Source organism: Streptococcus mitis, from assembly GCF_946190375.1.
In the GTDB taxonomy this organism is placed as follows: Bacteria; Bacillota; Bacilli; order Lactobacillales; family Streptococcaceae; genus Streptococcus; species Streptococcus mitis_CJ.
In genome coordinates this window covers 1-23,789 of sequence record NZ_CAMIAF010000017.1, presented here as the reverse complement: position 1 = coordinate 23,789, position 23,789 = coordinate 1, and the positions used below count along the sequence as shown (strand labels likewise).

Annotated in this window: 26 protein-coding genes; 16 read left to right on the top strand and 10 right to left on the bottom strand. The window is 42.1% G+C overall.

Going from position 1 to position 23,789, the window contains the following annotated elements; all coding sequences use genetic code 11:
- Window positions 1-72: 72 nt before the first annotated feature.
- Both N8M09_RS08520 and N8M09_RS08515 read right to left on the bottom strand, forming a co-directional pair.
- Window positions 73-444, bottom strand: a complete 372-nt coding sequence (locus N8M09_RS08520) for a DUF956 family protein (protein ID WP_000079349.1) — start codon at window positions 442-444, stop codon at window positions 73-75.
- A 2-nt stretch (window positions 445-446) separates the two neighbouring features.
- Window positions 447-1,811, bottom strand: coding sequence for an aspartate kinase (locus N8M09_RS08515; RefSeq protein WP_261064869.1), 1,365 nt, complete (start codon window positions 1,809-1,811; stop codon window positions 447-449).
- Between the two features lie 315 nt (window positions 1,812-2,126).
- Here N8M09_RS08515 and N8M09_RS08510 point away from each other — a divergent pair, with 315 nt between their 5' ends.
- The 13 genes from N8M09_RS08510 (at window position 2,127) to N8M09_RS08450 (ending at window position 12,685) form a co-directional block, all read left to right on the top strand.
- Entirely contained in the window at window positions 2,127-2,912 is a 786-nt protein-coding gene (locus N8M09_RS08510; RefSeq protein WP_261064868.1) for an enoyl-CoA hydratase, read from the top strand.
- A gap of 91 nt (window positions 2,913-3,003) precedes the next feature.
- Window positions 3,004-3,438, top strand: a complete 435-nt coding sequence (gene fabT / locus N8M09_RS08505; protein WP_000386357.1) for a fatty acid biosynthesis transcriptional regulator FabT — start codon at window positions 3,004-3,006, stop codon at window positions 3,436-3,438.
- Window positions 3,438-4,412 carry a beta-ketoacyl-ACP synthase III gene (locus tag N8M09_RS08500; RefSeq protein WP_261064867.1) on the top strand — a complete coding sequence of 325 codons (975 nt, stop codon included), beginning with the start codon at window positions 3,438-3,440 and terminating at the stop codon, window positions 4,410-4,412. The genes fabT and N8M09_RS08500 overlap by 1 nt, the downstream gene beginning before the upstream one ends.
- A gap of 58 nt (window positions 4,413-4,470) precedes the next feature.
- Window positions 4,471-4,695, top strand: coding sequence for an acyl carrier protein (locus tag N8M09_RS08495; RefSeq protein ID WP_000257838.1), 225 nt, complete (start codon window positions 4,471-4,473; stop codon window positions 4,693-4,695).
- Between the two features lie 117 nt (window positions 4,696-4,812).
- The gene (gene fabK / locus N8M09_RS08490) at window positions 4,813-5,787 is read left to right on the top strand and encodes an enoyl-[acyl-carrier-protein] reductase FabK (RefSeq protein ID WP_049511594.1); all 975 of its coding nucleotides are present in this window, start codon (window positions 4,813-4,815) and stop codon (window positions 5,785-5,787) included.
- A complete protein-coding gene (fabD, locus tag N8M09_RS08485; protein WP_261064866.1) occupies window positions 5,780-6,703 on the top strand; it encodes an ACP S-malonyltransferase in 924 nt (307 codons plus the stop codon). The genes fabK and fabD overlap by 8 nt, the downstream gene beginning before the upstream one ends.
- 40 nt (window positions 6,704-6,743) lie before the next feature.
- The gene (gene fabG, locus N8M09_RS08480) at window positions 6,744-7,475 is read left to right on the top strand and encodes a 3-oxoacyl-[acyl-carrier-protein] reductase (protein WP_261064865.1); all 732 of its coding nucleotides are present in this window, start codon (window positions 6,744-6,746) and stop codon (window positions 7,473-7,475) included.
- 21 nt (window positions 7,476-7,496) lie between these two features.
- Window positions 7,497-8,732: a beta-ketoacyl-ACP synthase II gene (fabF, locus tag N8M09_RS08475; protein ID WP_261064864.1), complete on the top strand. Its 1,236-nt coding sequence runs from the start codon at window positions 7,497-7,499 to the stop codon at window positions 8,730-8,732.
- Between the two features lie 2 nt (window positions 8,733-8,734).
- Window positions 8,735-9,220 (top strand): acetyl-CoA carboxylase biotin carboxyl carrier protein, encoded by a 486-nt coding sequence (gene accB / locus N8M09_RS08470; protein ID WP_261064863.1) that lies wholly within the window; start codon window positions 8,735-8,737, stop codon window positions 9,218-9,220.
- Entirely contained in the window at window positions 9,217-9,639 is a 423-nt protein-coding gene (fabZ, locus tag N8M09_RS08465; RefSeq protein ID WP_000565515.1) for a 3-hydroxyacyl-ACP dehydratase FabZ, read from the top strand. Before accB ends, fabZ begins: the two co-directional genes overlap by 4 nt.
- A gap of 11 nt (window positions 9,640-9,650) precedes the next feature.
- Window positions 9,651-11,018, top strand: a complete 1,368-nt coding sequence (accC, locus tag N8M09_RS08460) for an acetyl-CoA carboxylase biotin carboxylase subunit (protein ID WP_261064862.1) — start codon at window positions 9,651-9,653, stop codon at window positions 11,016-11,018.
- A 36-nt stretch (window positions 11,019-11,054) separates the two neighbouring features.
- Entirely contained in the window at window positions 11,055-11,921 is an 867-nt protein-coding gene (gene accD, locus N8M09_RS08455) for an acetyl-CoA carboxylase, carboxyltransferase subunit beta (RefSeq protein WP_261064861.1), read from the top strand.
- Window positions 11,918-12,685 carry an acetyl-CoA carboxylase carboxyl transferase subunit alpha gene (locus N8M09_RS08450; protein ID WP_261064860.1) on the top strand — a complete coding sequence of 256 codons (768 nt, stop codon included), beginning with the start codon at window positions 11,918-11,920 and terminating at the stop codon, window positions 12,683-12,685. Before accD ends, N8M09_RS08450 begins: the two co-directional genes overlap by 4 nt.
- A 114-nt stretch (window positions 12,686-12,799) precedes the next feature.
- Here N8M09_RS08450 and nusB read toward each other — a convergent pair whose 3' ends face one another.
- The 6 genes from nusB to gatC form a co-directional block, all read right to left on the bottom strand.
- On the bottom strand, window positions 12,800-13,225 hold the full coding sequence (nusB, locus tag N8M09_RS08445; protein ID WP_261064859.1) for a transcription antitermination factor NusB: 426 nt from the start codon (window positions 13,223-13,225) through the stop codon (window positions 12,800-12,802).
- Window positions 13,218-13,607, bottom strand: a complete 390-nt coding sequence (locus tag N8M09_RS08440; protein ID WP_000536307.1) for an Asp23/Gls24 family envelope stress response protein — start codon at window positions 13,605-13,607, stop codon at window positions 13,218-13,220. The genes nusB and N8M09_RS08440 overlap by 8 nt, the downstream gene beginning before the upstream one ends.
- A 21-nt stretch (window positions 13,608-13,628) precedes the next feature.
- A complete protein-coding gene (gene efp / locus N8M09_RS08435; RefSeq protein ID WP_000568643.1) occupies window positions 13,629-14,189 on the bottom strand; it encodes an elongation factor P in 561 nt (186 codons plus the stop codon).
- A gap of 127 nt (window positions 14,190-14,316) precedes the next feature.
- The gene (gene gatB / locus N8M09_RS08430) at window positions 14,317-15,759 is read right to left on the bottom strand and encodes an Asp-tRNA(Asn)/Glu-tRNA(Gln) amidotransferase subunit GatB (RefSeq protein WP_261064858.1); all 1,443 of its coding nucleotides are present in this window, start codon (window positions 15,757-15,759) and stop codon (window positions 14,317-14,319) included.
- A complete protein-coding gene (gatA, locus tag N8M09_RS08425) occupies window positions 15,759-17,225 on the bottom strand; it encodes an Asp-tRNA(Asn)/Glu-tRNA(Gln) amidotransferase subunit GatA (protein WP_261064857.1) in 1,467 nt (488 codons plus the stop codon). The genes gatB and gatA overlap by 1 nt, the downstream gene beginning before the upstream one ends.
- Window positions 17,225-17,527, bottom strand: a complete 303-nt coding sequence (gene gatC, locus N8M09_RS08420) for an Asp-tRNA(Asn)/Glu-tRNA(Gln) amidotransferase subunit GatC (RefSeq protein ID WP_000705419.1) — start codon at window positions 17,525-17,527, stop codon at window positions 17,225-17,227. Before gatC ends, gatA begins: the two co-directional genes overlap by 1 nt.
- A gap of 294 nt (window positions 17,528-17,821) precedes the next feature.
- Here gatC and N8M09_RS08415 point away from each other — a divergent pair, with 294 nt between their 5' ends.
- Window positions 17,822-17,896 carry a hypothetical protein gene (locus tag N8M09_RS08415; protein WP_232610068.1) on the top strand — a complete coding sequence of 25 codons (75 nt, stop codon included), beginning with the start codon at window positions 17,822-17,824 and terminating at the stop codon, window positions 17,894-17,896.
- Window positions 17,897-18,146: 250 nt separating this feature from the next.
- Here N8M09_RS08415 and N8M09_RS08410 read toward each other — a convergent pair whose 3' ends face one another.
- Both N8M09_RS08410 and N8M09_RS08405 read right to left on the bottom strand, forming a co-directional pair.
- The gene (locus tag N8M09_RS08410; protein ID WP_261064856.1) at window positions 18,147-18,392 is read right to left on the bottom strand and encodes a DUF4160 domain-containing protein; all 246 of its coding nucleotides are present in this window, start codon (window positions 18,390-18,392) and stop codon (window positions 18,147-18,149) included.
- Window positions 18,385-18,636 (bottom strand): hypothetical protein, encoded by a 252-nt coding sequence (locus N8M09_RS08405; RefSeq protein WP_261064855.1) that lies wholly within the window; start codon window positions 18,634-18,636, stop codon window positions 18,385-18,387. Before N8M09_RS08405 ends, N8M09_RS08410 begins: the two co-directional genes overlap by 8 nt.
- Before the next feature lie 234 nt (window positions 18,637-18,870).
- On the opposite strand from N8M09_RS08405, the gene N8M09_RS08400 reads away from it, so the two are divergent.
- Both N8M09_RS08400 and N8M09_RS08395 read left to right on the top strand, forming a co-directional pair.
- Window positions 18,871-20,415: a peptide chain release factor 3 gene (locus tag N8M09_RS08400; RefSeq protein WP_001025436.1), complete on the top strand. Its 1,545-nt coding sequence runs from the start codon at window positions 18,871-18,873 to the stop codon at window positions 20,413-20,415.
- A gap of 855 nt (window positions 20,416-21,270) precedes the next feature.
- On the top strand, window positions 21,271-23,789 hold a 2,519-nt coding region (locus N8M09_RS08395), incomplete at its 3' end, for an accessory Sec-dependent serine-rich glycoprotein adhesin (protein WP_261064854.1).

Below are 23,789 nucleotides of genomic sequence, written 5' to 3'. Positions count from 1 at the left end.
TCGCAGCATCCGCAGACTTTCTGAAAGAAGAAGATAACCTACTTATCCGTTGCTATGATTATACTAAAGTTTCTACTTTTTTGCAAATAGATTTTTAAATTTTTGACCAATTGTCTGAATCAAGGTCGGAAGCTTGACGACCTTGTCATTGCCCAGTTTTTCACGAGCAATTTTGAGAATGGCACCTGAGTCTTTTGAAGCAAAGAGGAATTTTCCTCTGTCTGTAAAGACTTCGAAGTGGCGACTGATTTTGCGACCAGTAACATTAGCTCCAATTTGGTTGATATGGCTCCAAGGAATCTGGATAAATTGTTCAACATTGACATCGGGGTAAAATTCCAAAGCCTGATCTCCGACAAGGAATTTCCCAACTTTCCCAGCTATAGAGAGATAGGAAGTTCCTGTCGTATTGAGAAGCACTGTTTTGTTAAGTGATTGAGCCATGCTTAGTCTTCCTTACTTTCACCGAAAAAGGCATTGTAGAGGGCTTTAATTGCTGCTTTTTCTTGGTCTTTATTGACAACAAACATGATAGAAACTTCACTAGAACCTTGAGACATCATCTGGATATTGATCTTGTTTTCAGATAGAGCACGTGTAGCAGTAGCAGTTACTCCGATATGACTCTTCATTTTTTCTCCAACAATCATAATGATAGAAAGGTCGTGTTCGATTTCTGCATGATCTACTTCAGCCTTTTGAACCAACTGACGAAGGATTTCTTCTTCCTTGATAGGAGTTAGTTCGCGAGAACGGAGAATGATAGAAAGATCGTCGATACCTGTTGGCATATGTTCCCAACCGATGTTGAGGTCTTCAAGGATTTGCAGAACCTTGCGTCCAAATCCAACTTCACGGTTCATGAGGTATTTAGACATGTTGATGCTGACAAAGCCTGAGTCACCAGCAATTCCTACTACTGGGAATTCATCACTACTATGTTTTAGAACGATACGAGTACCTGGATGATCAGGATTGTTGGTATTCTTGATAACTAGAGGAATTTTTCCACGGTAGGCAGGTAGAAGGGCTTCGTCATGAAGGACTGAGAATCCTGCATAAGCCAACTCACGCATTTCACGGTAGGTCAACTCAGGGATCGAGTGTGGTTGGTGGATAATGCCTGGGTGAGCCGCAAAGATACCATCAACGTCTGTAAAGTTTTCATAGAGGTCTGCCTTAACACCGGCAGCAATAATAGAACCTGTAATGTCTGAGCCTCCACGTGAGAAGGTACAGATTTGATTTTCCTTAGTAACTCCAAAGAAACCAGGAATGACAAGGACTTCATTTGTATTTGTCAATTCCTCAATCTTGTCATAACTTGATGGAATGATGCGAGCGTGGCCAGGTTCACTCGTTACCACAATCCCAGCTTCTCTAGGATGAACATAGCGTGCATCGATACCGTTTTGGTTAAAATAGGCAGCGATCAATTTAGCATTGTTATTTTCACCCGCTGCTAGGAAAGTATCGTAGAGAAATTCATTTTCATCAATAGGAAGAGTGGCTAAGGCGCGAATACTTTTTGAAATTTTTTCTAGAACGGCTGGTTTCAGTCCCAATTCACTAACCATGGCAGCATAGCGGTCGATAATCCAGTTTTGGCTCTTGCTAATATCGTTACCAGCAACATAGTCGCGGTAGTATTTAATCAAGGCATCCGTAACCTTAGTATCTTCAGCATTGCGTTTACCAGGCGCAGAAACGACTACAAAACGGCGCTCTGAATCACTTTTTACTATGTTCAAAACTTTTTCTAATTGACTAGCAGAGGCAAGAGAGCTACCTCCAAATTTAACAACTTTCATAAGAACTCCTAAAGTAAGTATTTTATACGATTATAGCAGAAAGAAAGCCTTTTTTCAATGAAGAAAATAAGATGCGTTCTAGTATAAAGCGAGCCTTTCTAATCGGCTGAGACACTTTCAGTTGATTTTTTCTTGTTTTCTGATTTTAAAAAAGATATACTTTGACAATGAAATAATTTAACACTCAATGAAAATCAAAGAGTAAACTAGGAAGCTAGCCGTAGACAGTACTTGAGTACGGCAAGGCGAAGCTGACGTGGTTTGAATTTGATTTTCGAAGAGTATAAACTGCTTATAAAATAAAAAGGAGTCCCGATGGAACACATTATTTATCAGCTTGATGAGGACTTGGCAATCCTTACCTTGAATCGTCCTGAGGTCGCGAATGGCTTTCATATTCCTATGTGTGAGGAGATTTTAGAATCTCTGACTCTGGCAGAAGAGGATCCAGCTGTGCATTTTATCTTGATTAATGCCAAGGGAAAGGTCTTCTCCGTTGGGGGAGATTTGGTAGAGATGAAGCGAGCAGTGGATGAGGATGATATTCCATCATTGACGAAAATCGCAGAGCTGGTCAATACGATTTCTTATAAAATCAAGCAAATTGCTAAACCTGTCTTGATGGAGGTTGATGGGGCTGTTGCAGGTGCCGCAGCCAATATGGCTATTGCTGCAGATTTCTGTCTGGCAACGGATAAGGCTAAGTTTATACAAGCCTTTGTTGGTGTTGGTTTGGCTCCGGATGCAGGAGGAATTCATCTCTTGAGTCGTAGTATTGGTGTGACGCGTGCTACTCAATTAGCCATGACAGGAGAAGCTTTGACCGCAGAAAAAGCTCTGGAGTGGGGGCTAGTTTACCGCGTCTGTGAAGCTGATAAACTTGAAAAAACGAGAGAACAGCTTCTTAAAAAATTAAGACGTGGTTCAAGTAATTCCTATGCTGCCATTAAGAAGTTGGTCTGGGAGAGCCAATTCAAAGATTGGCAAGATTATGCTGCTTTAGAATTGAATCTACAGAAATCCTTGGCCCAGACAGAAGATTTCAAAGAGGGAGTGCGGGCTCATTCGGAGAGAAGAAGACCGAAATTTACTGGAAAATAAGAAAATACTTGCACCATTCTTTGAAGTTTGATATAATTCTTTTGTCAAATGTTTTGATTGTGAAAGTTTTTTGAAAAGGAGGGAAAAGAGATTGGACTACCAACGAATTAATGAATATTTAACATCTATATTTAACAATGTCCTCGTTATCGAGGAAGTTAGCTTGAGGGGTAGTCGTTTCAAGGATATCTCCATCAAAGAAGTCCATACAATCGATGTAATTGGAAAATTCCCAGACGTGACGCCAAGTCAAGTGTCGAAAGAGTTGATGGTGACTCTTGGGACGGTTACGACGAGTTTGAATAATCTTGAACGAAAGGGTTACATTGAACGTATTCGCTCAGAGCAGGATCGACGTGTGGTGCATCTGCATTTGACAAAGAAGGGTCGCTTGGTTCATAGGCTGCATAAACGCTTCCACAAGGCCATGGTCGAAAATATTATCGACGGTATGAGTAAGGAAGAAACTGAAGTTATGGGCAAAGGTTTGACTAAACTTTATCAATTTTTGGAGGATTTGAAATAATGGCTTTTGCAAAAATAAGCCAGGTTGCTCATTATGTACCAGAGCAAGTGGTTACAAATCATGATTTAGCCCAGATTATGGATACCAATGATGAGTGGATTTCAAGTCGGACGGGAATACGTCAAAGACATATTTCAAGAACAGAATCTACTAGTGATTTGGCTACAGAGGTTGCTCAGAAACTGATGGCAAAAGCTGAAATCACAGGAGAAGAGCTGGATTTTATCATTCTAGCTACTATTACTCCAGATTCGATGATGCCCTCTACAGCTGCTCGTGTCCAAGCCAATATTGGTGCTAATAAGGCCTTTGCTTTTGACCTAACAGCGGCTTGCAGTGGATTTGTATTTGCCTTGTCAACTGCTGAAAAGTTTATCGCTTCTGGTCGCTTTCAAAAAGGCTTGGTGATTGGTAGTGAAACTCTCTCTAAAGCAGTCGATTGGTCAGACCGATCAACAGCTGTTTTGTTTGGAGATGGTGCTGGTGGTGTCTTGTTAGAAGCTAGCGAGCAAGAGCATTTCTTGGCAGAGAGTCTCAATAGCGATGGGAGTCGTAGCGAGTGTCTGACCTATGGACATTCAGGCTTGCATTCTCCATTTTCAGATCAAGAAAGTGCAGATTCATTTTTGAAGATGGATGGGCGCGCAGTCTTTGATTTTGCTATTCGGGATGTAGCCAAGTCTATCAAACAGACTATTGATGAATCTCCTATAGAGGCGACAGACTTGGATTATCTGCTACTTCATCAGGCTAATGACCGTATCTTGGATAAGATGGCTAGAAAAATCGGTGTCGATCGAGACAAACTTCCAGCCAATATGATGGAATATGGCAATACCAGTGCAGCCAGTATCCCGATTTTACTTTCAGAGTGTGTAGAACAAGGCCTCATCCGTTTAGATGGTAGCCAGACTGTTCTACTATCAGGCTTCGGTGGAGGCTTGACATGGGGCACGCTCATTCTTACAATTTAGGTAATCATGTGGTGAACACATTGTTATAAAAAACTATTTATTTTAAAGGAGTCCTATCATGGCAGTATTTGAAAAAGTACAAGAAATTATCGTTGAAGAACTTGGAAAAGACGCATCAGAAGTAACACTTGAATCAACTTTTGATGATTTGGACGCAGATTCATTGGACTTGTTCCAAGTAATCTCAGAAATCGAAGATGCTTTTGATATCCAAATCGAAGCAGAAGATGACTTGAAAACAGTTGGTGACTTGGTTGCCTACGTTGAAGAGCAAACAAAATAAGCAGAATATAAGATAGAAGGAGTAGGGAAACCCGCTCCCTCTTGTTTAGGCAATAGTTTGATTTTCAAATTATGACAGTATCGAACTATTACGTAAGCAAGAAACGATGGAGGCACTATGAAAACGCGTATTACAGAATTATTGAATATTGATTATCCTATCTTTCAAGGAGGAATGGCCTGGGTTGCTGATGGTGATTTGGCAGGGGCTGTTTCCAAGGCTGGAGGACTAGGGATTATCGGTGGGGGAAATGCCCCTAAAGAAGTTGTCAAGGCAAATATTGACAAGATCAAATCGTTAACGGATAAACCCTTTGGTGTTAACATCATGCTCTTGTCTCCCTTTGTGGAAGATATTGTAGATCTCGTCATCGAGGAAGGCGTCAAAGTGGTTACAACAGGGGCAGGAAATCCTGGTAAATACATGGAACGTTTCCATGAAGCAGGGATTACAGTTATTCCTGTTGTACCAAGCGTTGCCCTAGCTAAACGAATGGAAAAAATTGGTGCGGATGCTGTTATTGCAGAAGGAATGGAGGCCGGGGGGCATATCGGTAAATTAACAACCATGACCTTGGTGCGTCAAGTGGCGGCAACTGTATCTATTCCTGTTATTGCTGCAGGAGGGATTGCGGATGGTGAAGGTGCTGCTGCTGGCTTTATGCTAGGTGCAGAGGCTGTTCAGGTTGGAACTCGTTTTGTCGTTGCAAAAGAGTCTAATGCCCATCCAAATTATAAGGCGAAAATTTTAAAAGCTAGGGATATTGATACTACGATTTCAGCACAACACTTTGGCCATGCTGTTCGTGCGATTAAAAATCAGTTGACTCGTGATTTTGAAAAAGCTGAGAAAGATGCCTTTAAACAAGAAAATCCTGATTTGGAAATCTTTGAACAAATGGGAGCGGGCGCTCTAGCCAAAGCGGTTGTTCACGGAGATGTGGATGGTGGATCTGTTATGGCAGGTCAAATTGCAGGGCTTGTTTCCAAAGAAGAAACCGTTGAAGAAATCCTAAAAGATTTGTATTACGGAGCAGCTAAGAAAATTCAAGAAGAAGCCTCTCGTTGGGCAGGAGTTGTAAGAAATGACTAAAACGGCCTTTTTATTTGCTGGCCAAGGTGCCCAGTATCTAGGTATGGGACGGGATCTCTATGATTACTACCCTATTGTCAAAGAAACGATTGATCAAGCAAGTCAGGTACTGGGTTATGATTTGCGTTATCTCATTGATAGGGAAGAAGAAAAACTCAATCAGACTCGCTATACGCAACCTGCCATTCTAGCGACATCGGTTGCTATTTACCGTTTATTGCAAGAAAAGGGCTATCAGCCTGATATGGTTGCTGGTTTATCCCTTGGAGAATACTCTGCCTTGGTAGCCAGCGGTGCCTTGGAGTTTGAAGATGCAGTAGCCTTGGTAGCCAAGCGTGGAGCCTATATGGAAGAAGCGGCTCCTGCTGGCTCTGGCAAGATGGTGGCAGTTCTTAATACACCAGTAGAGGTCATTGAGGAAGCCTGTCAAAAAGCTTCTGAACTTGGAGTGGTTACCCCAGCCAACTATAATACACCTGCACAAATCGTGATTGGTGGAGAAGTGGCTGCAGTCGATCGAGCTGTTGAACTCTTGCAAGAAGCAGGTGCCAAACGCTTGATTCCTCTCAAGGTTTCAGGATCTTTTCATACTGCTCTTCTTGAACCTGCTAGTCAGAAACTGGCTGAAACACTAGCTCAGGTAAGTTTTTCAGATTTCACTTGTCCCCTAGTCGGCAATACAGAAGCAGCTGTCATGCAAAAAGAAGACATCGCTCGACTCTTGACGCGTCAGGTCAAGGAACCAGTTCGTTTCTATGAAAGTATTGCTCTTATGCAAGAAGCAGGCGTAACCAACTTTATCGAGATTGGACCGGGGAAAGTCTTGTCAGGCTTTGTCAAAAAAATTGATAAAACAGCTAAACTAGCCAATGTTGAAGATCAGGCGAGTTTGGAAGCCTTGCTAGAAAACGAGTAATCCCTTCTCCCATAAATACAAGAGGAAACAGGAGAAAAGAATGCAACTTAAAAATAAAAATATCTTTATTACAGGTTCGAGTCGTGGAATTGGTCTTGCCATTGCCCATAAGTTTGCGCAAGCAGGAGCCAATATCGTCTTAAACAGCCGTGGGGCAATTTCAGAGGACTTGCTAGCCGAGTTTGCAGACTATGGTGTCAAGGTAGTTCCCATTTCAGGAGATGTGTCAGATTTTGCAGACGCTAAGCGTATGGTTGATCAAGCTATTGCAGAGCTGGGTTCGGTAGATGTTTTGGTCAACAATGCAGGGATTACCCAAGATACCCTTATGCTCAAGATGACAGAAGCGGATTTTGAAAAAGTGCTCAAGGTTAACTTGACTGGTGCCTTTAACATGACACAATCAGTCTTGAAACCGATGATGAAAGCCAGAGAAGGTGCTATCATTAATATGTCTAGTGTTGTTGGTTTGATGGGAAATATCGGTCAAGCTAACTACGCTGCTTCTAAGGCTGGTTTGATTGGTTTTACCAAGTCTGTGGCGCGTGAAGTAGCTAATCGCAATATCAGGGTTAATGCTATTGCACCGGGAATGATTGAGTCCGATATGACAGCTGTTCTATCAGACAAGGTAAAAGATGCTATGCTGGCGCAAATTCCTATGAAAGAATTTGGGCAGGCAGAGCAGGTTGCAGATTTAACAGTATTTTTAGCAGGCCAAGATTATCTAACTGGTCAAGTGGTTGCCATTGATGGCGGCTTAAGTATGTAGCAGAAGCTAGAGGTGAAAAAGATGAAACTAAATCGCGTAGTAGTAACAGGTTATGGAGTAACATCTCCAATAGGAAATACACCAGAAGAATTTTGGAATAGTTTGACAAGTGGAAAAATCGGAATTGGTCCAATTACAAAATTTGATCATAGTGACTTTGATGTGCATAATGCAGCAGAAATTCAAGATTTTCCTTTTGATAAATACTTTGTAAAGAAAGATACCAATCGTTTTGACAACTATTCTTTGTATGCCTTGTATGCAGCCCAAGAGGCTGTCAATCACGCTAATCTGGATGTAGAGGCTCTTGACAGGGATCGTTTTGGTGTTATCGTTGCCTCTGGTATTGGTGGAATCAAGGAAATTGAAGATCAAGTGCTTCGCCTCCATGAAAAAGGACCAAAACGTATGAAACCATTGACCCTTCCAAAGGCCTTGCCAAATATGGCTTCAGGGAATGTTGCTATGCGTTTTGGAGCAAACGGTGTTTGTAAATCCATAAATACTGCCTGCGCTTCATCAAATGACGCTATTGGGGATGCCTTCCGCTCGATTAAGTTTGGTTTCCAAGATGTTATGTTGGTAGGCGGTTCGGAAGCTTCTATCACACCTTTTGCTATTGCTGGTTTCCAAGCCCTAACTGCTCTATCGACTACAGAGGATCCAGCTCGTGCTTCTATCCCATTTGATAAGGACAGAAATGGTTTTGTCATGGGTGAAGGTTCAGGAATGTTGGTTCTTGAAAGTCTTGAACACGCTGAAAAACGTGGGGCTACTATCCTTGCTGAAGTGGTTGGTTACGGAAATACTTGTGATGCCTACCATATGACTTCACCACATCCAGAAGGTCAAGGAGCTATCAAGGCCATCAAACTAGCCTTGGAAGAAGCTGAGATTTCTCCAGAGCAAGTAGCCTATGTCAATGCACACGGAACGTCAACTCCTGCTAACGAAAAAGGAGAAAGTGGTGCTATCGTAGATGTTCTTGGTAAGGAAGTACCTGTATCATCAACTAAGTCTTTCACAGGACATTTGCTGGGGGCTGCAGGTGCAGTAGAAGCTATTGTCACCATCGAAGCCATGCGTCATAACTTTGTACCAATGACGGCTGGAACAAGTGAAGTATCAGATTATATCGAAGCCAATGTCGTTTATGGACAAGGCTTGGAGCAAGAAATTCCATACGCTATTTCAAATACCTTTGGTTTTGGTGGCCACAATGCCGTTCTTGCTTTCAAACGTTGGGAGAATAAATAAGTATGAATTTAAACGATATTAAAGACTTGATGGCCCAATTTGACCAGTCAAGTTTGAGAGAATTTTCTTATAAAAATGGGACGGATGAATTGCAGTTTAGCAAGAATGAAGCAAGACTTGTGTCTGAAGTTGCAGCTCAAGTCGCTCCAGCGCCCGTTCTAGCAACACCAAGTCCAGCGGGTCCTACATCTGCTCCAGCAGAGCCTGTAACAGAAGAAGTTCAAGCTCCAGCTGAAACAAGTGTAGCTGCTGAGGGAGATGTTGTAGAGAGTCCACTTGTTGGTGTGGCTTACTTGGCTGCTGGTCCTGATAAACCTGCCTTCGTCACAGTTGGTGATAGTGTCAAAAAAGGTCAAACATTGGTCATCATCGAAGCTATGAAAGTCATGAATGAAATCCCAGCACCTAAGGATGGTGTGGTAACGGAAATTCTCGTTTCTAACGAAGAAATGGTTGAGTTTGGTAAAGGATTGGTACGAATCAAATGATCGATATTCAAGGAATCAAAGAAGCCCTTCCCCACCGTTATCCTATGCTCCTAGTAGACCGTGTCTTGGAAGTGAGCGAGGACACTATTGTTGCTATCAAAAATGTGACCATTAACGAGCCTTTCTTTAACGGCCATTTTCCTCAATACCCTGTCATGCCAGGTGTTCTGATCATGGAAGCATTGGCGCAAACAGCTGGTGTCTTGGAGTTATCAAAACCTGAAAATAAAGGGAAACTGGTCTTTTACGCTGGTATGGACAAGGTTAAATTTAAGAAGCAAGTTGTACCAGGCGACCAATTGGTTATGACAGCGACTTTTGTAAAACGTCGTGGTACCATTGCCGTGGTTGAAGCAAAGGCTGAAGTGGATGGCAAGCTTGCAGCTAGTGGTACCCTTACCTTTGCAATAGGGAACTAAGGAGGTTCTCCATGTTTCGAAAAATTTTAATTGCCAATCGTGGTGAAATTGCGGTTCGTATTATCCGTGCGGCGCGTGAATTGGGCATTTCGACGGTGGCGGTTTATTCAACTGCTGATAAGGAAGCCCTTCATACGCTTTTGGCAGATGAAGCAGTTTGTATCGGTCCTGGTAAGGCGACAGAGTCTTATCTCAATATTAATGCGGTTCTATCAGCTGCAGTTTTGACTGAGGCAGAAGCCATCCACCCAGGTTTTGGATTTCTCAGTGAAAATTCCAAATTTGCGACCATGTGTGAAGAGGTGGGAATCAAGTTTATCGGCCCATCTGGTCATGTTATGGATATGATGGGAGATAAAATCAATGCGCGTGCTCAGATGATCAAAGCAGGCGTGCCTGTCATACCAGGTTCGGATGGAGAAGTGCATAACTCTGAGGAAGCTTTGACTGTCGCTGAAAAAATTGGCTATCCTGTTATGCTCAAGGCCTCAGCAGGTGGTGGCGGTAAAGGGATTCGTAAGGTTGAAAAACCAGAAGACCTCGTATCAGCCTTTGAAACTGCCTCTAGTGAGGCCAAGGCCAATTATGGCAATGGTGCTATGTACATAGAACGGGTTATCTATCCAGCTCGTCACATCGAGGTTCAAATCCTAGGAGATGAGTATGGACATGTGATTCATTTAGGTGAACGGGATTGTTCTCTTCAACGGAATAACCAAAAGGTTTTGGAAGAAAGTCCTTCGATTGCAATCGGAAAAACGCTGCGTCATGAAATCGGTGCTGCGGCTGTTCGAGCTGCAGAGTCTGTTGGCTATGAGAATGCAGGGACCATTGAGTTTCTCCTTGATGAAGCAAGTGGCAAATTCTATTTCATGGAAATGAATACACGTGTACAAGTAGAACATCCAGTAACAGAGTTTGTTTCAGGTGTGGATATCGTTAAGGAACAAATTCGCATTGCAGCAGGTCAGCCTTTGTCTGTTAAGCAAGAAGATATTGTCCTACGCGGTCATGCCATCGAGTGTCGCATCAATGCAGAAAATCCAGCCTTTAACTTTGCTCCAAGTCCAGGTAAGATTACCAATCTCTATCTTCCAAGTGGAGGAGTTGGCTTGCGCGTGGATTCAGCAGTTTATCCAGGTTATACCATTCCCCCCTATTATGATAGTATGATTGCCAAAGTCATCGTTCACGGTGAAAATCGTTTTGACGCCTTGATGAAAATGCAACGTGCCCTCTATGAACTAGAGATTGAAGGAGTGCAGACCAATGCAGATTTCCAGCTTGACCTCATTTCAGATCGCAATGTTATTGCTGGGGATTACGACACTTCTTTCTTGATGGAAACATTCTTACCTAAATATCAAGAAAAAGAATAAAATGACTTCAAGAGTTTAAACCGAAAAGGGGAATCAATGGCTCTATTTAGTAAAAAAGATAAGTATATTCGAATCAATCCCAATCGTTCGGTTAGGGAAAAACCTCAAGCCAAGCCAGAGGTTCCAGATGAATTATTCTCTCAGTGTCCAGGCTGTAAGCATACCATCTATCAGAAGGATCTGGGAAGTGAGCGCATCTGTCCACATTGTAGCTATACCTTTCGTATTTCTGCCCAAGAACGCTTGGCTTTGACGATTGATATGGGAACCTTCAAGGAATTGTTTACAGGGATTGAAAGCAAGGATCCCTTGCATTTCCCTGATTATCAAAAGAAACTAGCAACTATGCGTGAAAAAACAGGTCTGGATGAAGCCGTTGTGACAGGAACAGCTCTTATAAAAGGTCAGACTGTGGCTCTTGGGATTATGGATTCTAACTTTATCATGGCTTCTATGGGTACAGTTGTAGGTGAAAAAATCACTCGTTTGTTTGAGTATGCGACTGTCGAAAAATTGCCAGTTGTCCTCTTCACAGCCTCTGGTGGAGCCCGTATGCAGGAAGGAATCATGAGTCTCATGCAGATGGCCAAGATTTCTGCAGCAGTTAAACGCCATTCAAATGCAGGTCTCTTTTACCTGACCATTTTGACAGATCCAACGACAGGTGGTGTGACAGCTTCTTTTGCTATGGAAGGCGATATCATTTTAGCTGAACCACAGAGCTTGGTTGGTTTTGCTGGGCGTCGAGTGATTGAAAACACGGTTCGTGAAAGTTTGCCTGAGGATTTCCAAAAGGCAGAATTCTTATTGGAACATGGCTTTGTGGATGCTATTGTCAAAAGAAGAGATTTGCCAGATACGATTGCTAGCCTAGTCAGATTGCACGGAGGGAGTCCAAGATGAATATTGCAAAAATAGTCAGAGAAGCGCGTGAACAGAGTCGCTTGACAAGCTTGGACTTTGCAACAGGCATTTTTGATGACTTTATCCAATTACATGGTGACCGTTCTTTTCGTGACGATGGTGCAGTTGTTGGTGGTATCGGCTGGCTTGGAGACCAAGCTGTAACAGTGGTTGGTATCCAAAAAGGCAAGAGCTTACAAGATAATCTTAGACGGAATTTTGGCCAACCGCATCCAGAAGGCTATCGCAAGGCTCTACGGTTGATGAAACAGGCTGAAAAATTTGGCCGTCCAGTTGTGACCTTTATCAATACAGCAGGTGCTTATCCTGGTGTCGGAGCGGAAGAACGTGGACAGGGGGAAGCTATCGCTCGCAATCTCATGGAAATGAGTGACCTGAAAGTTCCGATTATTGCTATCATTATCGGTGAAGGTGGTTCAGGAGGGGCTCTGGCTCTAGCAGTCGCAGACCGTGTCTGGATGCTGGAAAATTCTATCTATGCCATTCTCAGCCCAGAAGGCTTTGCTTCTATTCTATGGAAGGATGGCAGTCGTGCCATGGAAGCGGCAGAGTTGATGAAAATCACTTCACACGAGTTGTTAGAAATGGACGTGGTGGATAAGGTGATTTCTGAAGCAGGACTTTCTAGTAAAGAACTGATTAAGAGTGTCAAAAAAGAACTCCAAACTGAGCTAGATCTACTTTCACAAAAACCGTTAGAAGCGTTGTTGGAAGAGCGTTACCAACGATTTAGAAAATACTAATACCTCAGAATACATAAAAACTAGAACTGGCAGGCAGTTCTAGTTTTTATGTGGTTCTTACTCTGTGCAGAGGGAAAAGTCAAAAGGTGCTTGAAAGACCAAACACCTTTTCGATTATTCATTTTCTTCAGTTACAAATTGACTAAGCAGTCCGTTGATAAAGCGGGCTGATTTTTGATCTGAAAAATTCTTAGCAAGTTCAATGGCTTCATTAACTGCTACTAGCTGTGGTGTATCAAATGAAGTGATTTCAAAGATACCCAAGCGTAGTAAGTTTTTTTCGACCAAGGTCAAGCGTTCAACTGTCCAGCCTGACTTGAGGTGCTGGTTGATTTGTTTATCCAACTCGTCTTTTTGAGCTTGAACACCAGAAACCAAGTTTAGAAGAAAGGCAGGGATTTGCACATCTGCATCTTCACGGTCATGCGTGTAGGCAAAGTGACAAGCTGTTTCCATATCTTTGCCGAATTCAAGACTCATAAGAGCTTGAAAAGCGCATTTACGAAGTTCGCGTCTAGATTCTAATAATGGACTAGTCATTGAGGAAGTCCTCGTTAAATAGATCTTTCAACTCAGGTTTTGGTGTTTTATCTGGAACGATTCCTGTAACATGGATATTGACAGCAGAAAGTTCCACATCAGCCATATCATGGACAGCATCTTTGACCGCTTTTTGAATAGCAAGAGCTACTTTTGGTACTTTCACACCGTACTCAAGGTAGAGGTAGATGTCAGCAGTTAGTTCTTCGTTGCTTTCTTTTAAGTAGACGCCACGACCAAGAGAGAGTTTTGATAGGGTATCAGATACGGATTTATTTGAAAATGAATGGACACCATCAACTTTAGCAGTTGCGATGGCAATGATTTTTTCAAGTACACGTGGAGCGATAACGATTTCGCCAAATTGTTCTTCAGTTCCCATAGAATGACCTCTTTCTAGAGATTAGGCACGAGAAACGTAAGTTCCTTCTGCAGTGTTGATGATCAATTTTTGTCCAGCTTCGATGAAGTCAGGAACGTTGACAACAAGTCCAGTTTCCATAGTTGCTGGTTTACCAGAACCTGTAACAGTAGCACCCTTGATAGATGGTTGTGTTTCAGCAACTGTCAATTCAACAGTAGTTGGTACAGTTACACCGATTACTTCAGTTCCGTAGAATTGGATTTTCACATCAGAGTTTTCAAGGATGTAAAGCAATTCATTTTCAACGTTCACGACTGGGATTTCGTATTGGTCGTAAGTTTCAGTGTTCATGAAGTAGGCAGTTTCATCCATTTTGTACAAGTATTGAGCTGGAACAGTTTCGATAATAGCTTGTTCGAATTTTTCTTCTGGACGGTAGCTTGTATCAAATGTAGAACCAGTACGGACATCACGCAATTTCATACGCATGATTGTGTTCCCTTTACCTGGTTTGTGGTGGCTAGCTTCCAAAACGCGGATCAATTTTCCGTCTGCAGTTTCAAATGTCATACCAGCTTTCAATTTGCTTGCTTCAATCATGTTTTTACCTCTTTAATAAATATTATTACTCTTCATTTTACCATAAAATCTTCTGGAAATAAAGCCAAAATAGTTAATGGGATTTGGTAGGGGAGAAAAAACCAACCTCAGGGCTGGTTTTTCCATATTATTCTTCTTTCAACTTCGCTAATTCTTGAGCAAGGAGTTTAAGGGCAACTTGTGGGTTGGCTTGGCCTTTGGTTGCTTTCATAAGGAATCCTGTGAAGGCCTTGTCTGCGTTACGTTTGCCTGACTTGAAGTCGGCAATTGCAGTTTCGTTATCGGCAAAGACTTGGTGGATAATTGGAATCAAGACAGCTGGATCTGAGATTTGGACCATACCTGCTTTTTCCACGTATTCACGCGCACTGCCGCCATTTTTAGCAAGGTGGACAAAGACTTTCTTGGCAATCTTAGATGAGATAGTACCGTCTTCGATGATGGCAATCATTTCAACTAAGTTTTCTGGCGTTAGTTCGATTTGTTCCAGTGTCTTGCCTTCAGCATTCAAGAACTGAGCGACTTCCCCTTGGAGCCAGTTAGAAACTTGTTTGGCATCGCCACCGAGGGCAACAGCTTTTTCAAAGAAATCAGAAGTAACTTTATTAGCAGTCAACTGACTAGCATCGTAGTCTGATAAACCAAGGTCAGATACATAACGCGCACGGCGTTCTTTTGGAAACTCTGGCAACTCTGTACGCATTTCCTCAATCCACTCGTCGGAAATTTCAAAGAGGGGTAGGTCTGGTTCTGGGAAGTAGCGGTAGTCTGCAGCCCCTTCCTTGACACGCATGAGGATGGTTGCTTTGTTAGCTTCATCGTAACGGCGTGTTTCTTGACGGATTTGACCACCTGAGCGAAGGATTTCAGCTTGACGTTGAACTTCGTATTCAAGACCTTTACGAACGTTTGAGAAGGAGTTGAGGTTTTTCAACTCAGTCTTGGTACCGAATTTTTCTTGACCATAAGGACGAAGAGAAATATTGGCATCCACACGCATAGAACCTTCTTCCATCTTAACGTCAGAAATACCAGCGTACTGGATAACTTCCTTGAGGGCTGTTAGATAAGCATAGGCTTCTTCAGGAGAACGCATGTCAGCTTCAGATACAATCTCAATCAATGGCACCCCTTGGCGGTTGAGGTCAACGTAAGAGTAGCCGTCTGTACCGTGGGTGTTTTTACCAGCGTCTTCCTCTAGGTGGGCACGCTCGATACCGATTTTCTTAGTCGTACCGTCTTCTAGCTCGACTTCAATCCAGCCGCTATAACCGATAGGCTCATCAAACTGAGAAATTTGGTAGGCTTTTGGATTATCAGGGTAGAAGTAGTTCTTGCGGTCAAAGTGCATCTTTTTGTGGATGTCCATGTTGAGGGCAAGAGCAGCCTTGATACCGGCATCGACAACCCCTTTATTGAGAACTGGCAGAACTCCTGGGAAAGACCAGTCAATCACGTTAGTGTTGGCATTTTGGTCATTTCCGAAGTGAGCAGAAGTAGGTGAGAAGATTTTTGAATTGGTGTTGAGCTCTACGTGGACTTCAAGTCCAATGACTGTTTCAAAGTTCATTAGTTGTCACCTCCAAAAATCACGGGTTGTTGTTTGTGGTAGTCTGTTGTTGCTTCAAAAGCAGCAGCAGCTTGGTAAATAGTTTCCTCAGAGTACTTAGGACCAATCAATTGCAGACCAACAGGTAGACCTTGAGATAATCCAGCAGGAATCGAAATCCCTGGAAGACCAGCTAAGTTGACAGGAATAGTCAAGAGGTCAGCCAAGTACATGGCAACTGGGTCATGGTTGAGTGAGTCCAAGTCATAAGCAACACTTGGAGCAGTTGGTCCCAAAATCAAGTCGTAATCCGCGAATACTTTTTCGAAATCTTGGATGATAAGGGTACGGACCTGACCAGCTTTCTTGTAGTAAGCATCGTAGTAACCTGATGAAAGACTGAATGTACCTAGCATGATACGACGTTTCACTTCTTCACCAAAACCTTGGCTACGGCTGTTTACATAGATTTCATCAAGGTTGGTTGCATCTTCTGCGCGGTAGCCGTAACGGATACCATCAAAGCGTTGCAAGTTTGATGAAGCTTCTGATGAAGCGATGATGTAGTAAACGGCAACCCCGTATTTAGAGTGAGGCAGGCTGACTTCTTCAACGACAGCACCAAGTTTCTCAAAGTGCTTAGCAGCATTCAGAATGGTTTCCTTAACCTCTGGGTCAATCCCTTCACCAAGGTATTCCTTAGGCAAAGCAATTTTCATACCCTTGATGTCTTGACCGATTTTTGAAGTAAAGTCGGCAATGCGGACAGGGGCAGAAGTAGAGTCTTTGACATCTTCGCTGGCAATAGCGTTGAGCAAGAGAGCATTTTCCTTAACAGTTGGTGTGAAAGGTCCGATTTGGTCTAATGAGCTACCAAAGGCAATGAGACCGAAACGAGAAACTGTTCCGTAAGTTGGTTTGAGACCAACGATCCCGTTGAAGGCAGCAGGTTGGCGGATAGAACCACCAGTATCAGAACCAAGTGACAAGCGGACTTGTCCTGAGGCTACAGCTGCGGCCGAACCACTTGATGATCCACCAGGAACCTTGCTGTGGTCCCAAGCATTTTTAGTTGCTCCGTAGTGAGAAGTCTCACCTGAACCACCCATGGCAAATTCGTCCATGTTGGTTTTCCCGACGACAATCATACCCTTGGCCTTTGCATTGGCAACGGCTGTCGCATCAAAGATTGGCTCATAGTTGTAGAGCATTTTTGAGGCAGCAGTTGTGAGAATACCGTCTGTAGAGATGTTATCCTTAACAGCAAGTGGAATTCCTGAAAGGACATTATCAGCATCAATTCCAGCTTCATCAATAGCTTTAGCTTGAGCAAGGGCTTGCTCCTCAGCGATGGTAACAAAAGCGTTGATAGCTGTCTCTCGAGACTTGATATCTTCAAGCGTTGCTTGGGTTAATTCTGTTGCAGAAATTTCCTTAGAGACAAGGAGATTATGCAAGTCTTCAATGGTTTTATTGTTAAAAGTCATTAGGCATCTCCTCCATCGTCTAGGATAGCTGGTACCTTGATATAGTAGTTGTCTTTTTCAGGTACGTTTTTAAATAAGCGATCACGGTCTGTTCCTTCTTCGGCCACATCAGGGCGGAGTACAGTCTTGCGGTCAGCCATAGTTGTAGTTGGTGCGACACCAGTTGTGTCAACTTCGCCCAGCAATTCAACCATGTCAACAATCTTAGACAAGGTAGTCGCAAAGGCAGCAGTTTCTTCTTCAGAGAATCTTAATTTTGAAAGATTGGCAACGTGTGTCACCTCTTCTTGCGTAATTTTCATCTTGCATCCTTTCGTGAAATGATGATTTTTAGTCTGTTCTATTTTACCATATTTTCCTATAAATAAGGGAGGGAAAGATGAAAAAAGACAGGTATAGGATGGAGAACGGGTTTTTGATGATGATTTATTTGAAAAGCGGATTTCAAAGGAGAAAATATATGGTACAATAGTTTAAGAGAGAAGTGAAGACGGTGGTTACGAAATCGAAAGGATGGTGATGCTTATGTGCAGAACCTGTAAAATCTTAGTAGAAAGGAGTAACCAGATTTGTCCCCTTTTGAGGCTTTGATACTCATGTTTGTAGCTGGTAACTTTGTTATCACGCTCCTAAAGTTCATCCTTGAATTGGTAAAAGAGACAAAAAAATAGCCGTCCTAACTTTGGCGAGTTAACGAGCTATTTTTTAGTTATATAATTACAGCCACCGTCTTAAACGGCTCTGTAGGGTGTTGTTGACGCAACACCTTTTTCTATATTCATTGTAACATTTATTTGAAAAATTGCAAGGGGAATTAGGCTCCCTAGTATTTGGATAAGTTGAGTAGAAGCTGAGTAGCAGGCATTAAAATTGCTTGCTAGTTTTGTCTATTGTGCATTAGCAAACTAAGATTTTTTGGTTTTAGTATGCACTTTTTTGGTATTCATTCCATAAAGCCTGAAGTTCATTTGAGTTTTCTAAAACGTATTGCCTGATTATTTTTAGGTCTTTTGCCTTTAATTTACCATCTCTAAGTTCACCGTTCAGAAACATTGAGCCGACCTCTTCTCCGTGGATATAAATGTGAATATGTGCTTTTTGACCTTTATGGTTATGTTCGTTAGGACGAATTTCAATACCATACTTTAAGAAAGAATATTTAGGCATGTAGTAGTCCCACGTAGTCCTTCCATGTTTCAAGGTAGTTATCGCGATTTAACTCAATTTGCTTTTGAGCAAAACGAATGTCATAGTCTGCCAAGTCCAAATTTTCCAATACTTCTCCAGTTAGAATACTAAAGGTTCCGATTAATTCATCGTCATCATACATGCGCAAAATAGGCTTGCTTGGATTCTTGTAAATATCATCTTTCGTCACTTCTAAATTGGTTACACCAAATTCTTTGAACATGATTACATCTCCTTTTTGTTTTATTATATCATTTTTGCTAGAATTGTCACAGTTTTCGATATATTTGCCTATAAGAAATAACTTTTATTCAAGTAAACTCTAACAGAAAATAGAAATTGAAAAAAATGCTAAAATCCGATATAATAGAGTGTTGAAAGGAATGGTAAAATCCAATGTAGAAATCATTCTTAGCTATTGAAACAAGAAAAATAGAGAATCAAAGAAAGAGAACTTATGAATATTCAAGAAGAAATTAAGAAACGTCGTACCTTTGCCATCATCTCTCACCCGGACGCGGGGAAAACAACCATCACTGAGCAATTGCTCTACTTTGGTGGCGAGATTCGTGAGGCTGGTACGGTTAAAGGTAAGAAAACAGGAACTTTTGCCAAGTCTGACTGGATGGATATCGAGAAGCAACGTGGGATTTCGGTTACTTCATCTGTGATGCAGTTTGACTACGATGGCAAGCGTGTGAATATCCTCGATACACCAGGGCATGAGGACTTCTCAGAAGATACCTATCGTACCTTGATGGCGGTGGATGCAGCGGTCATGGTGGTGGACTCTGCTAAGGGTATCGAGGCACAAACCAAGAAATTGTTTGAGGTTGTGAAACATCGTGGCATTCCAGTCTTTACCTTTATGAACAAGCTAGACCGTGACGGTCGTGAGCCTTTGGATCTCTTGCAAGAATTGGAAGAAGTCCTGGGCATTGCTAGCTATCCGATGAACTGGCCAATCGGGATGGGGAAAGCCTTTGAAGGGCTCTATGACCTCTATAACCAACGCTTGGAGCTCTATAAGGGGGATGAGCGTTTTGCCAGTTTAGAAGATGGGGACAAGCTTTTTGGCAGCAATCCTTTCTATGAGCAAGTCAAGGATGATATTGAACTTTTAAATGAAGCTGGAAATGAGTTTTCAGAGGAAGCAATCCTTGCTGGAGAATTGACTCCTGTCTTCTTCGGTTCAGCCCTGACAAACTTTGGTGTGCAGACCTTCCTTGAAACCTTCCTTAAATTTGCTCCAGAACCACATGGGCACAAGAAAACAGATGGAGAAATTGTGGATCCTCATGATAAGGATTTTTCAGGATTTGTCTTTAAAATCCAAGCCAACATGGACCCTCGACACCGTGACCGTATTGCCTTTGTCCGTATCGTGTCAGGTGAATTTGAACGTGGCATGAGTGTCAATCTCCCTCGTACTGGTAAGGGTGCCAAACTGTCTAATGTTACTCAGTTTATGGCGGAAAGTCGTGAAAATGTGACCAACGCTGTAGCAGGTGATATCATCGGTGTTTACGATACCGGTACTTATCAGGTTGGGGACACTTTAACAGTTGGAAAAAACAAGTTTGAATTTGAACCCCTACCAACCTTTACTCCTGAGATTTTCATGAAAGTTTCTGCTAAGAACGTTATGAAACAAAAATCCTTCCACAAGGGAATCGAGCAATTGGTGCAAGAAGGTGCTATTCAGCTCTATAAGAATTACCAAACAGGCGAGTACATGCTGGGAGCGGTTGGTCAACTTCAGTTTGAAGTCTTCAAGCACCGTATGGAAGGCGAGTACAATGCGGAAGTGGTGATGAGCCCAATGGGGAAAAAGACCGTTCGTTGGATCAAGCCTGAGGACCTAGACGAACGGATGTCATCAAGTCGCAATATCTTGGCCAAAGACCGTTTCGACCAACCAGTCTTCCTCTTTGAAAATGACTTTGCCCTTCGCTGGTTTGCGGACAAGTATCCAGACGTAGAGTTGGAAGAAAAAATGTAACTCAGTACCAACAATTGGAACTGAAGTTCCTAATTGTTGGACGCTAGCCGCTATTTTGCGGTCTAGCTAACTGCCTTACTAACTGAGTTTTACAAATAGAATCGATTTGTAAAACTCAGTGTCGTAATCTAATAATCGGTAACTGCTATTGCTGTTTACCTAAACGCTTCATTAGGAAAAATCCGCAAATGGTTTTGATTCGTGGATTTTTCCGTCGTAATGGCAAGGAAGCGAACTAGCTAACTGCCTCATTAACTTCGTTTGGCAAATAGAATCGATTTGCCAAACTTCGTGTCGTGGTGTAACAATCTCTAACCTTTATGTTGGTTGATCTAAATATTCTAATAAGAGAAGTCCGGGAATGCTATATTCATGGGCTTTTTCCTTATGGCATTGTGGGCTTTTTTGTAAGAGTTAGTAGGTCGAGCTATTTGCATTACTAAAGTGCAACCTTTTTGCTTGCCAGCTTGCTCAAAAAATATCCTAGTTAAACTATATACTTTGAAATTTACTATCTCTTAATTCTAATGAAAGTAGAGAAGAGTTCCTTGGATAATATATATGTCTATACGAAGGAAAATGATGCTCTTTTTAATTTTGGATAAGTATGACGTATTCGTCGGCAAAAATAATGGATTTCTCTTTTTTTAGAGCCTAGTCAATGAGGAATTCGGTTTACTAGTATATTAACTGTATTTGTCAATGGAATCTCCATGTAAAATCAAGCAGAAAATGCTTTTTTTTTTTAGTAAAATATATTAGAAAACAAGTTGACTTACTATGATAATTTGTGTATAATGGGAAACGGTTGCATTAAGCTAACTAATGTAGTAGTTTTTTGGAGGAAAAAAATAAATGTTTTTCAGACGTCAAGAGGGTCAATATCGTGAAACTGATCGCGTGACCCGCTATAAGTTGGTGAAATCCGGTAAGCATTGGCTGCGGGCTTCAACCTCCTTATTTGGTTTGTTCAAGGTTTTCCGTGGTAGTGTTGACACTACTCAAGTTATGACCGAAGTGGTTGAAAACCAAACGAGCAATACGATTACAGGCCTCGATATCATAAGGGGGCTGGCAGCTACAGGAGCTGTATTAGGCGGAGCAGTGGCAACACAAACTACTGTTCATGCCAATGATGCGGTTGCCCTTGAAAAGACATTAGAGTCATCGGATGTTCTAGTTGCCAATGATACAGTTGTTCTCGGGTCGGCATCGCAAGAAAATTCAGAAAATTCGGTAAGTTTATCACGCTCAGAAAGCGAGAGTGTATTTACTTCAGCATCGAGCTCTACTAGCCAATCAGTGAGTGTTAGTGCCTCTGCAAGTATGTCAGCAAGTACTTCGGCTTCTGTTAGTGCGTCGACAAGTGCTTCAGCTTCAGCTAGTGTGTCAGCAAGTACTTCTGTAAGTTCTAGTCAGTTGATGGTCAATTCTGGGGGTGCTTCGGCTGCTACTAGCGCTACTAGTGTTGAAACTTCTGGACAATCAGAATCAGCATCAATTGCGAATCAAGGATTGTCGAATTCTAATTTTTCCGCTCCTGTATTGGATGCGGCTAAGTCAGAGACAGCTTTGACAGATAGAAATGCAGAATTAATAAGTTTGGCAGGAGTAACTGCTGGTGCCATAGCAACATCGGAAGTTTCAGCTAAACAACAGGATGAAAATCGTAAGAAGTTAACCAAACTTTCAGCTGAAATGGGTGAGTACCTAGCAAAAGCGGTCGGCTTACCTAATAGTGATGCAGCTATAGCAAAAGTGAATGCTGCGGTGACTGCTATCGAGACAGCTCTTGCTAATCTTAAGGCAGATTTGACCGAAACTGTAAAACTAGCGACCTCTGCTCGCAACTCGATTGCTAATGCTGTGTTGAGAGTCAATTCAGGTGCGCGTGATGCACGAAATGGTCAAAGTATGGGAAATGGGGCACATCCTAGAGCTTTACCTACTTCGTTAATCGCGAACACGTTTGCTAGCAATAGAACATCGGCTTCGCTTGAATCAGGTCAGTACAATAAGAATACTCATGAAGTAATTTGGCGTATCAATATGCACTCAGATAATGCCCTGAATTATGCTGGTTTACTTGCCAATGTGGATCCAAATACGACCATTACCCGTGTTACTTTTAATGGTCAACCGATGGAGAAGCGTGGTGGTTCTGGCAATGAGTACGTGTTTAGCAAACGTCATGATTTAAATAGAAATTTAGAGGCAACGATTGAAGTTCATGCCACTGTAAATGAAAAATCAAGCAATGCCAGATTGGATGCCCGAGTTGCTACAAGTAGTCAACCATTTACAAGTACGAATGTTTCTGGTAATTACACGAATTTGATGACCTCTTATGTCCATACAGGTAGAGCAGGAAGTCAAAACGGTGCTGTGAGAAATCAGGGACGCGCAACAGATAATCCTCCTACTGTTGAGATGCCAGAATCAATTCATGTTTTCAATGATGATCCTGTAAATTTCAATATTGTATTTAGAGATGATAAGGCTTTGAGACTATTTTATACTGGAGACAGTCAGTACATTAATGGTTTAAACGCTGAAAATTTACCTGGACAAATCAACTTTGCGACTCTTATACGAGATCCTAAAACAGGACTCAATAAAGAGTATGTTTATAACAATAAGCAGTGGACAACCCGTATTTATGGTACGATTGGTCGGGAAAATGGCTGGAAACCAATGGCTCCTGGAAAATATAAGATGGAGTATGGTGCTGATGATACTGCCGGACAACGAACAATGAATCATACGGATTTTCATATTCACGGATTTAATGAGCGTCAATCGCCTATAAGCGGTGCGACTGTCGCAGTTAATGATTCGACAAATCTGAGTCAGGCGGAAAAAGATCAAGTATTGGCTAACTTTAAAGCAGCCAATGCAAATGTTCTCTCAAGTACAGATTACAAAAAAGGAACTGAAGAAGGTTCTATCAGTGTAGCTAATAATGGAGATGTTACCATTACTTATCGTGATAGAACCACGGATACAGTCACAAACAATGTTAAGTATGGTGTAGAGAAAACAACTGAGCACTTTTATGCAGTTAGCGACGAGCCTTTATCTAAGATAAATCCAAGAAGTCTTGTGCGCCCAGTTGGCGGAGCATCTGATTTCCCTAGTGGGACAACATTTGCATGGAAACAAGGTCAAGCTCCTACAATGGCAGTAGGAACTCGAACTGCAACTTTAACTGTAACTCACCCAGATAAAAAGACTACAACAGATTTAACATACAATTATACTGTTTATCCGAAGATTGAAGCTCAAAGTGCCAATGGGGTCACAGGTAAGTTCTTTGCATTTAAAGGAACGCAAGGAACAGGCCTTGCTAAAGTCGACGGAGGCTGGGCTAACAA

Bases quoted from the DNA above. Each gene is read 5' to 3' on its own strand.
- nusB (WP_261064859.1), bottom strand. From the start codon at position 13,225: ATGACTAGTCCATTATTAGAATCTAGACGCGAACTTCGTAAATGCGCT.
- N8M09_RS08400 (WP_001025436.1), top strand. From the start codon at position 18,871: ATGAATATTCAAGAAGAAATTAAGAAACGTCGTACCTTTGCCATCATC.
- fabZ (WP_000565515.1), top strand. From the start codon at position 9,217: ATGATCGATATTCAAGGAATCAAAGAAGCCCTTCCCCACCGTTATCCT.
- accB (WP_261064863.1), top strand. From the start codon at position 8,735: ATGAATTTAAACGATATTAAAGACTTGATGGCCCAATTTGACCAGTCA.
- fabG (WP_261064865.1), top strand. From the start codon at position 6,744: ATGCAACTTAAAAATAAAAATATCTTTATTACAGGTTCGAGTCGTGGA.
- gatA (WP_261064857.1), bottom strand. From the start codon at position 17,225: ATGACTTTTAACAATAAAACCATTGAAGACTTGCATAATCTCCTTGTC.
- accD (WP_261064861.1), top strand. From the start codon at position 11,055: ATGGCTCTATTTAGTAAAAAAGATAAGTATATTCGAATCAATCCCAAT.
- N8M09_RS08450 (WP_261064860.1), top strand. From the start codon at position 11,918: ATGAATATTGCAAAAATAGTCAGAGAAGCGCGTGAACAGAGTCGCTTG.
- N8M09_RS08405 (WP_261064855.1), bottom strand. From the start codon at position 18,636: ATGTTCAAAGAATTTGGTGTAACCAATTTAGAAGTGACGAAAGATGAT.
- N8M09_RS08495 (WP_000257838.1), top strand. From the start codon at position 4,471: ATGGCAGTATTTGAAAAAGTACAAGAAATTATCGTTGAAGAACTTGGA.
- fabF (WP_261064864.1), top strand. From the start codon at position 7,497: ATGAAACTAAATCGCGTAGTAGTAACAGGTTATGGAGTAACATCTCCA.
- accC (WP_261064862.1), top strand. From the start codon at position 9,651: ATGTTTCGAAAAATTTTAATTGCCAATCGTGGTGAAATTGCGGTTCGT.
- N8M09_RS08440 (WP_000536307.1), bottom strand. From the start codon at position 13,607: ATGGGAACTGAAGAACAATTTGGCGAAATCGTTATCGCTCCACGTGTA.
- N8M09_RS08410 (WP_261064856.1), bottom strand. From the start codon at position 18,392: ATGCCTAAATATTCTTTCTTAAAGTATGGTATTGAAATTCGTCCTAAC.
- efp (WP_000568643.1), bottom strand. From the start codon at position 14,189: ATGATTGAAGCAAGCAAATTGAAAGCTGGTATGACATTTGAAACTGCA.
- N8M09_RS08510 (WP_261064868.1), top strand. From the start codon at position 2,127: ATGGAACACATTATTTATCAGCTTGATGAGGACTTGGCAATCCTTACC.
- fabK (WP_049511594.1), top strand. From the start codon at position 4,813: ATGAAAACGCGTATTACAGAATTATTGAATATTGATTATCCTATCTTT.
- N8M09_RS08515 (WP_261064869.1), bottom strand. From the start codon at position 1,811: ATGAAAGTTGTTAAATTTGGAGGTAGCTCTCTTGCCTCTGCTAGTCAA.
- N8M09_RS08500 (WP_261064867.1), top strand. From the start codon at position 3,438: ATGGCTTTTGCAAAAATAAGCCAGGTTGCTCATTATGTACCAGAGCAA.
- N8M09_RS08520 (WP_000079349.1), bottom strand. From the start codon at position 444: ATGGCTCAATCACTTAACAAAACAGTGCTTCTCAATACGACAGGAACT.
- fabD (WP_261064866.1), top strand. From the start codon at position 5,780: ATGACTAAAACGGCCTTTTTATTTGCTGGCCAAGGTGCCCAGTATCTA.
- gatC (WP_000705419.1), bottom strand. From the start codon at position 17,527: ATGAAAATTACGCAAGAAGAGGTGACACACGTTGCCAATCTTTCAAAA.
- gatB (WP_261064858.1), bottom strand. From the start codon at position 15,759: ATGAACTTTGAAACAGTCATTGGACTTGAAGTCCACGTAGAGCTCAAC.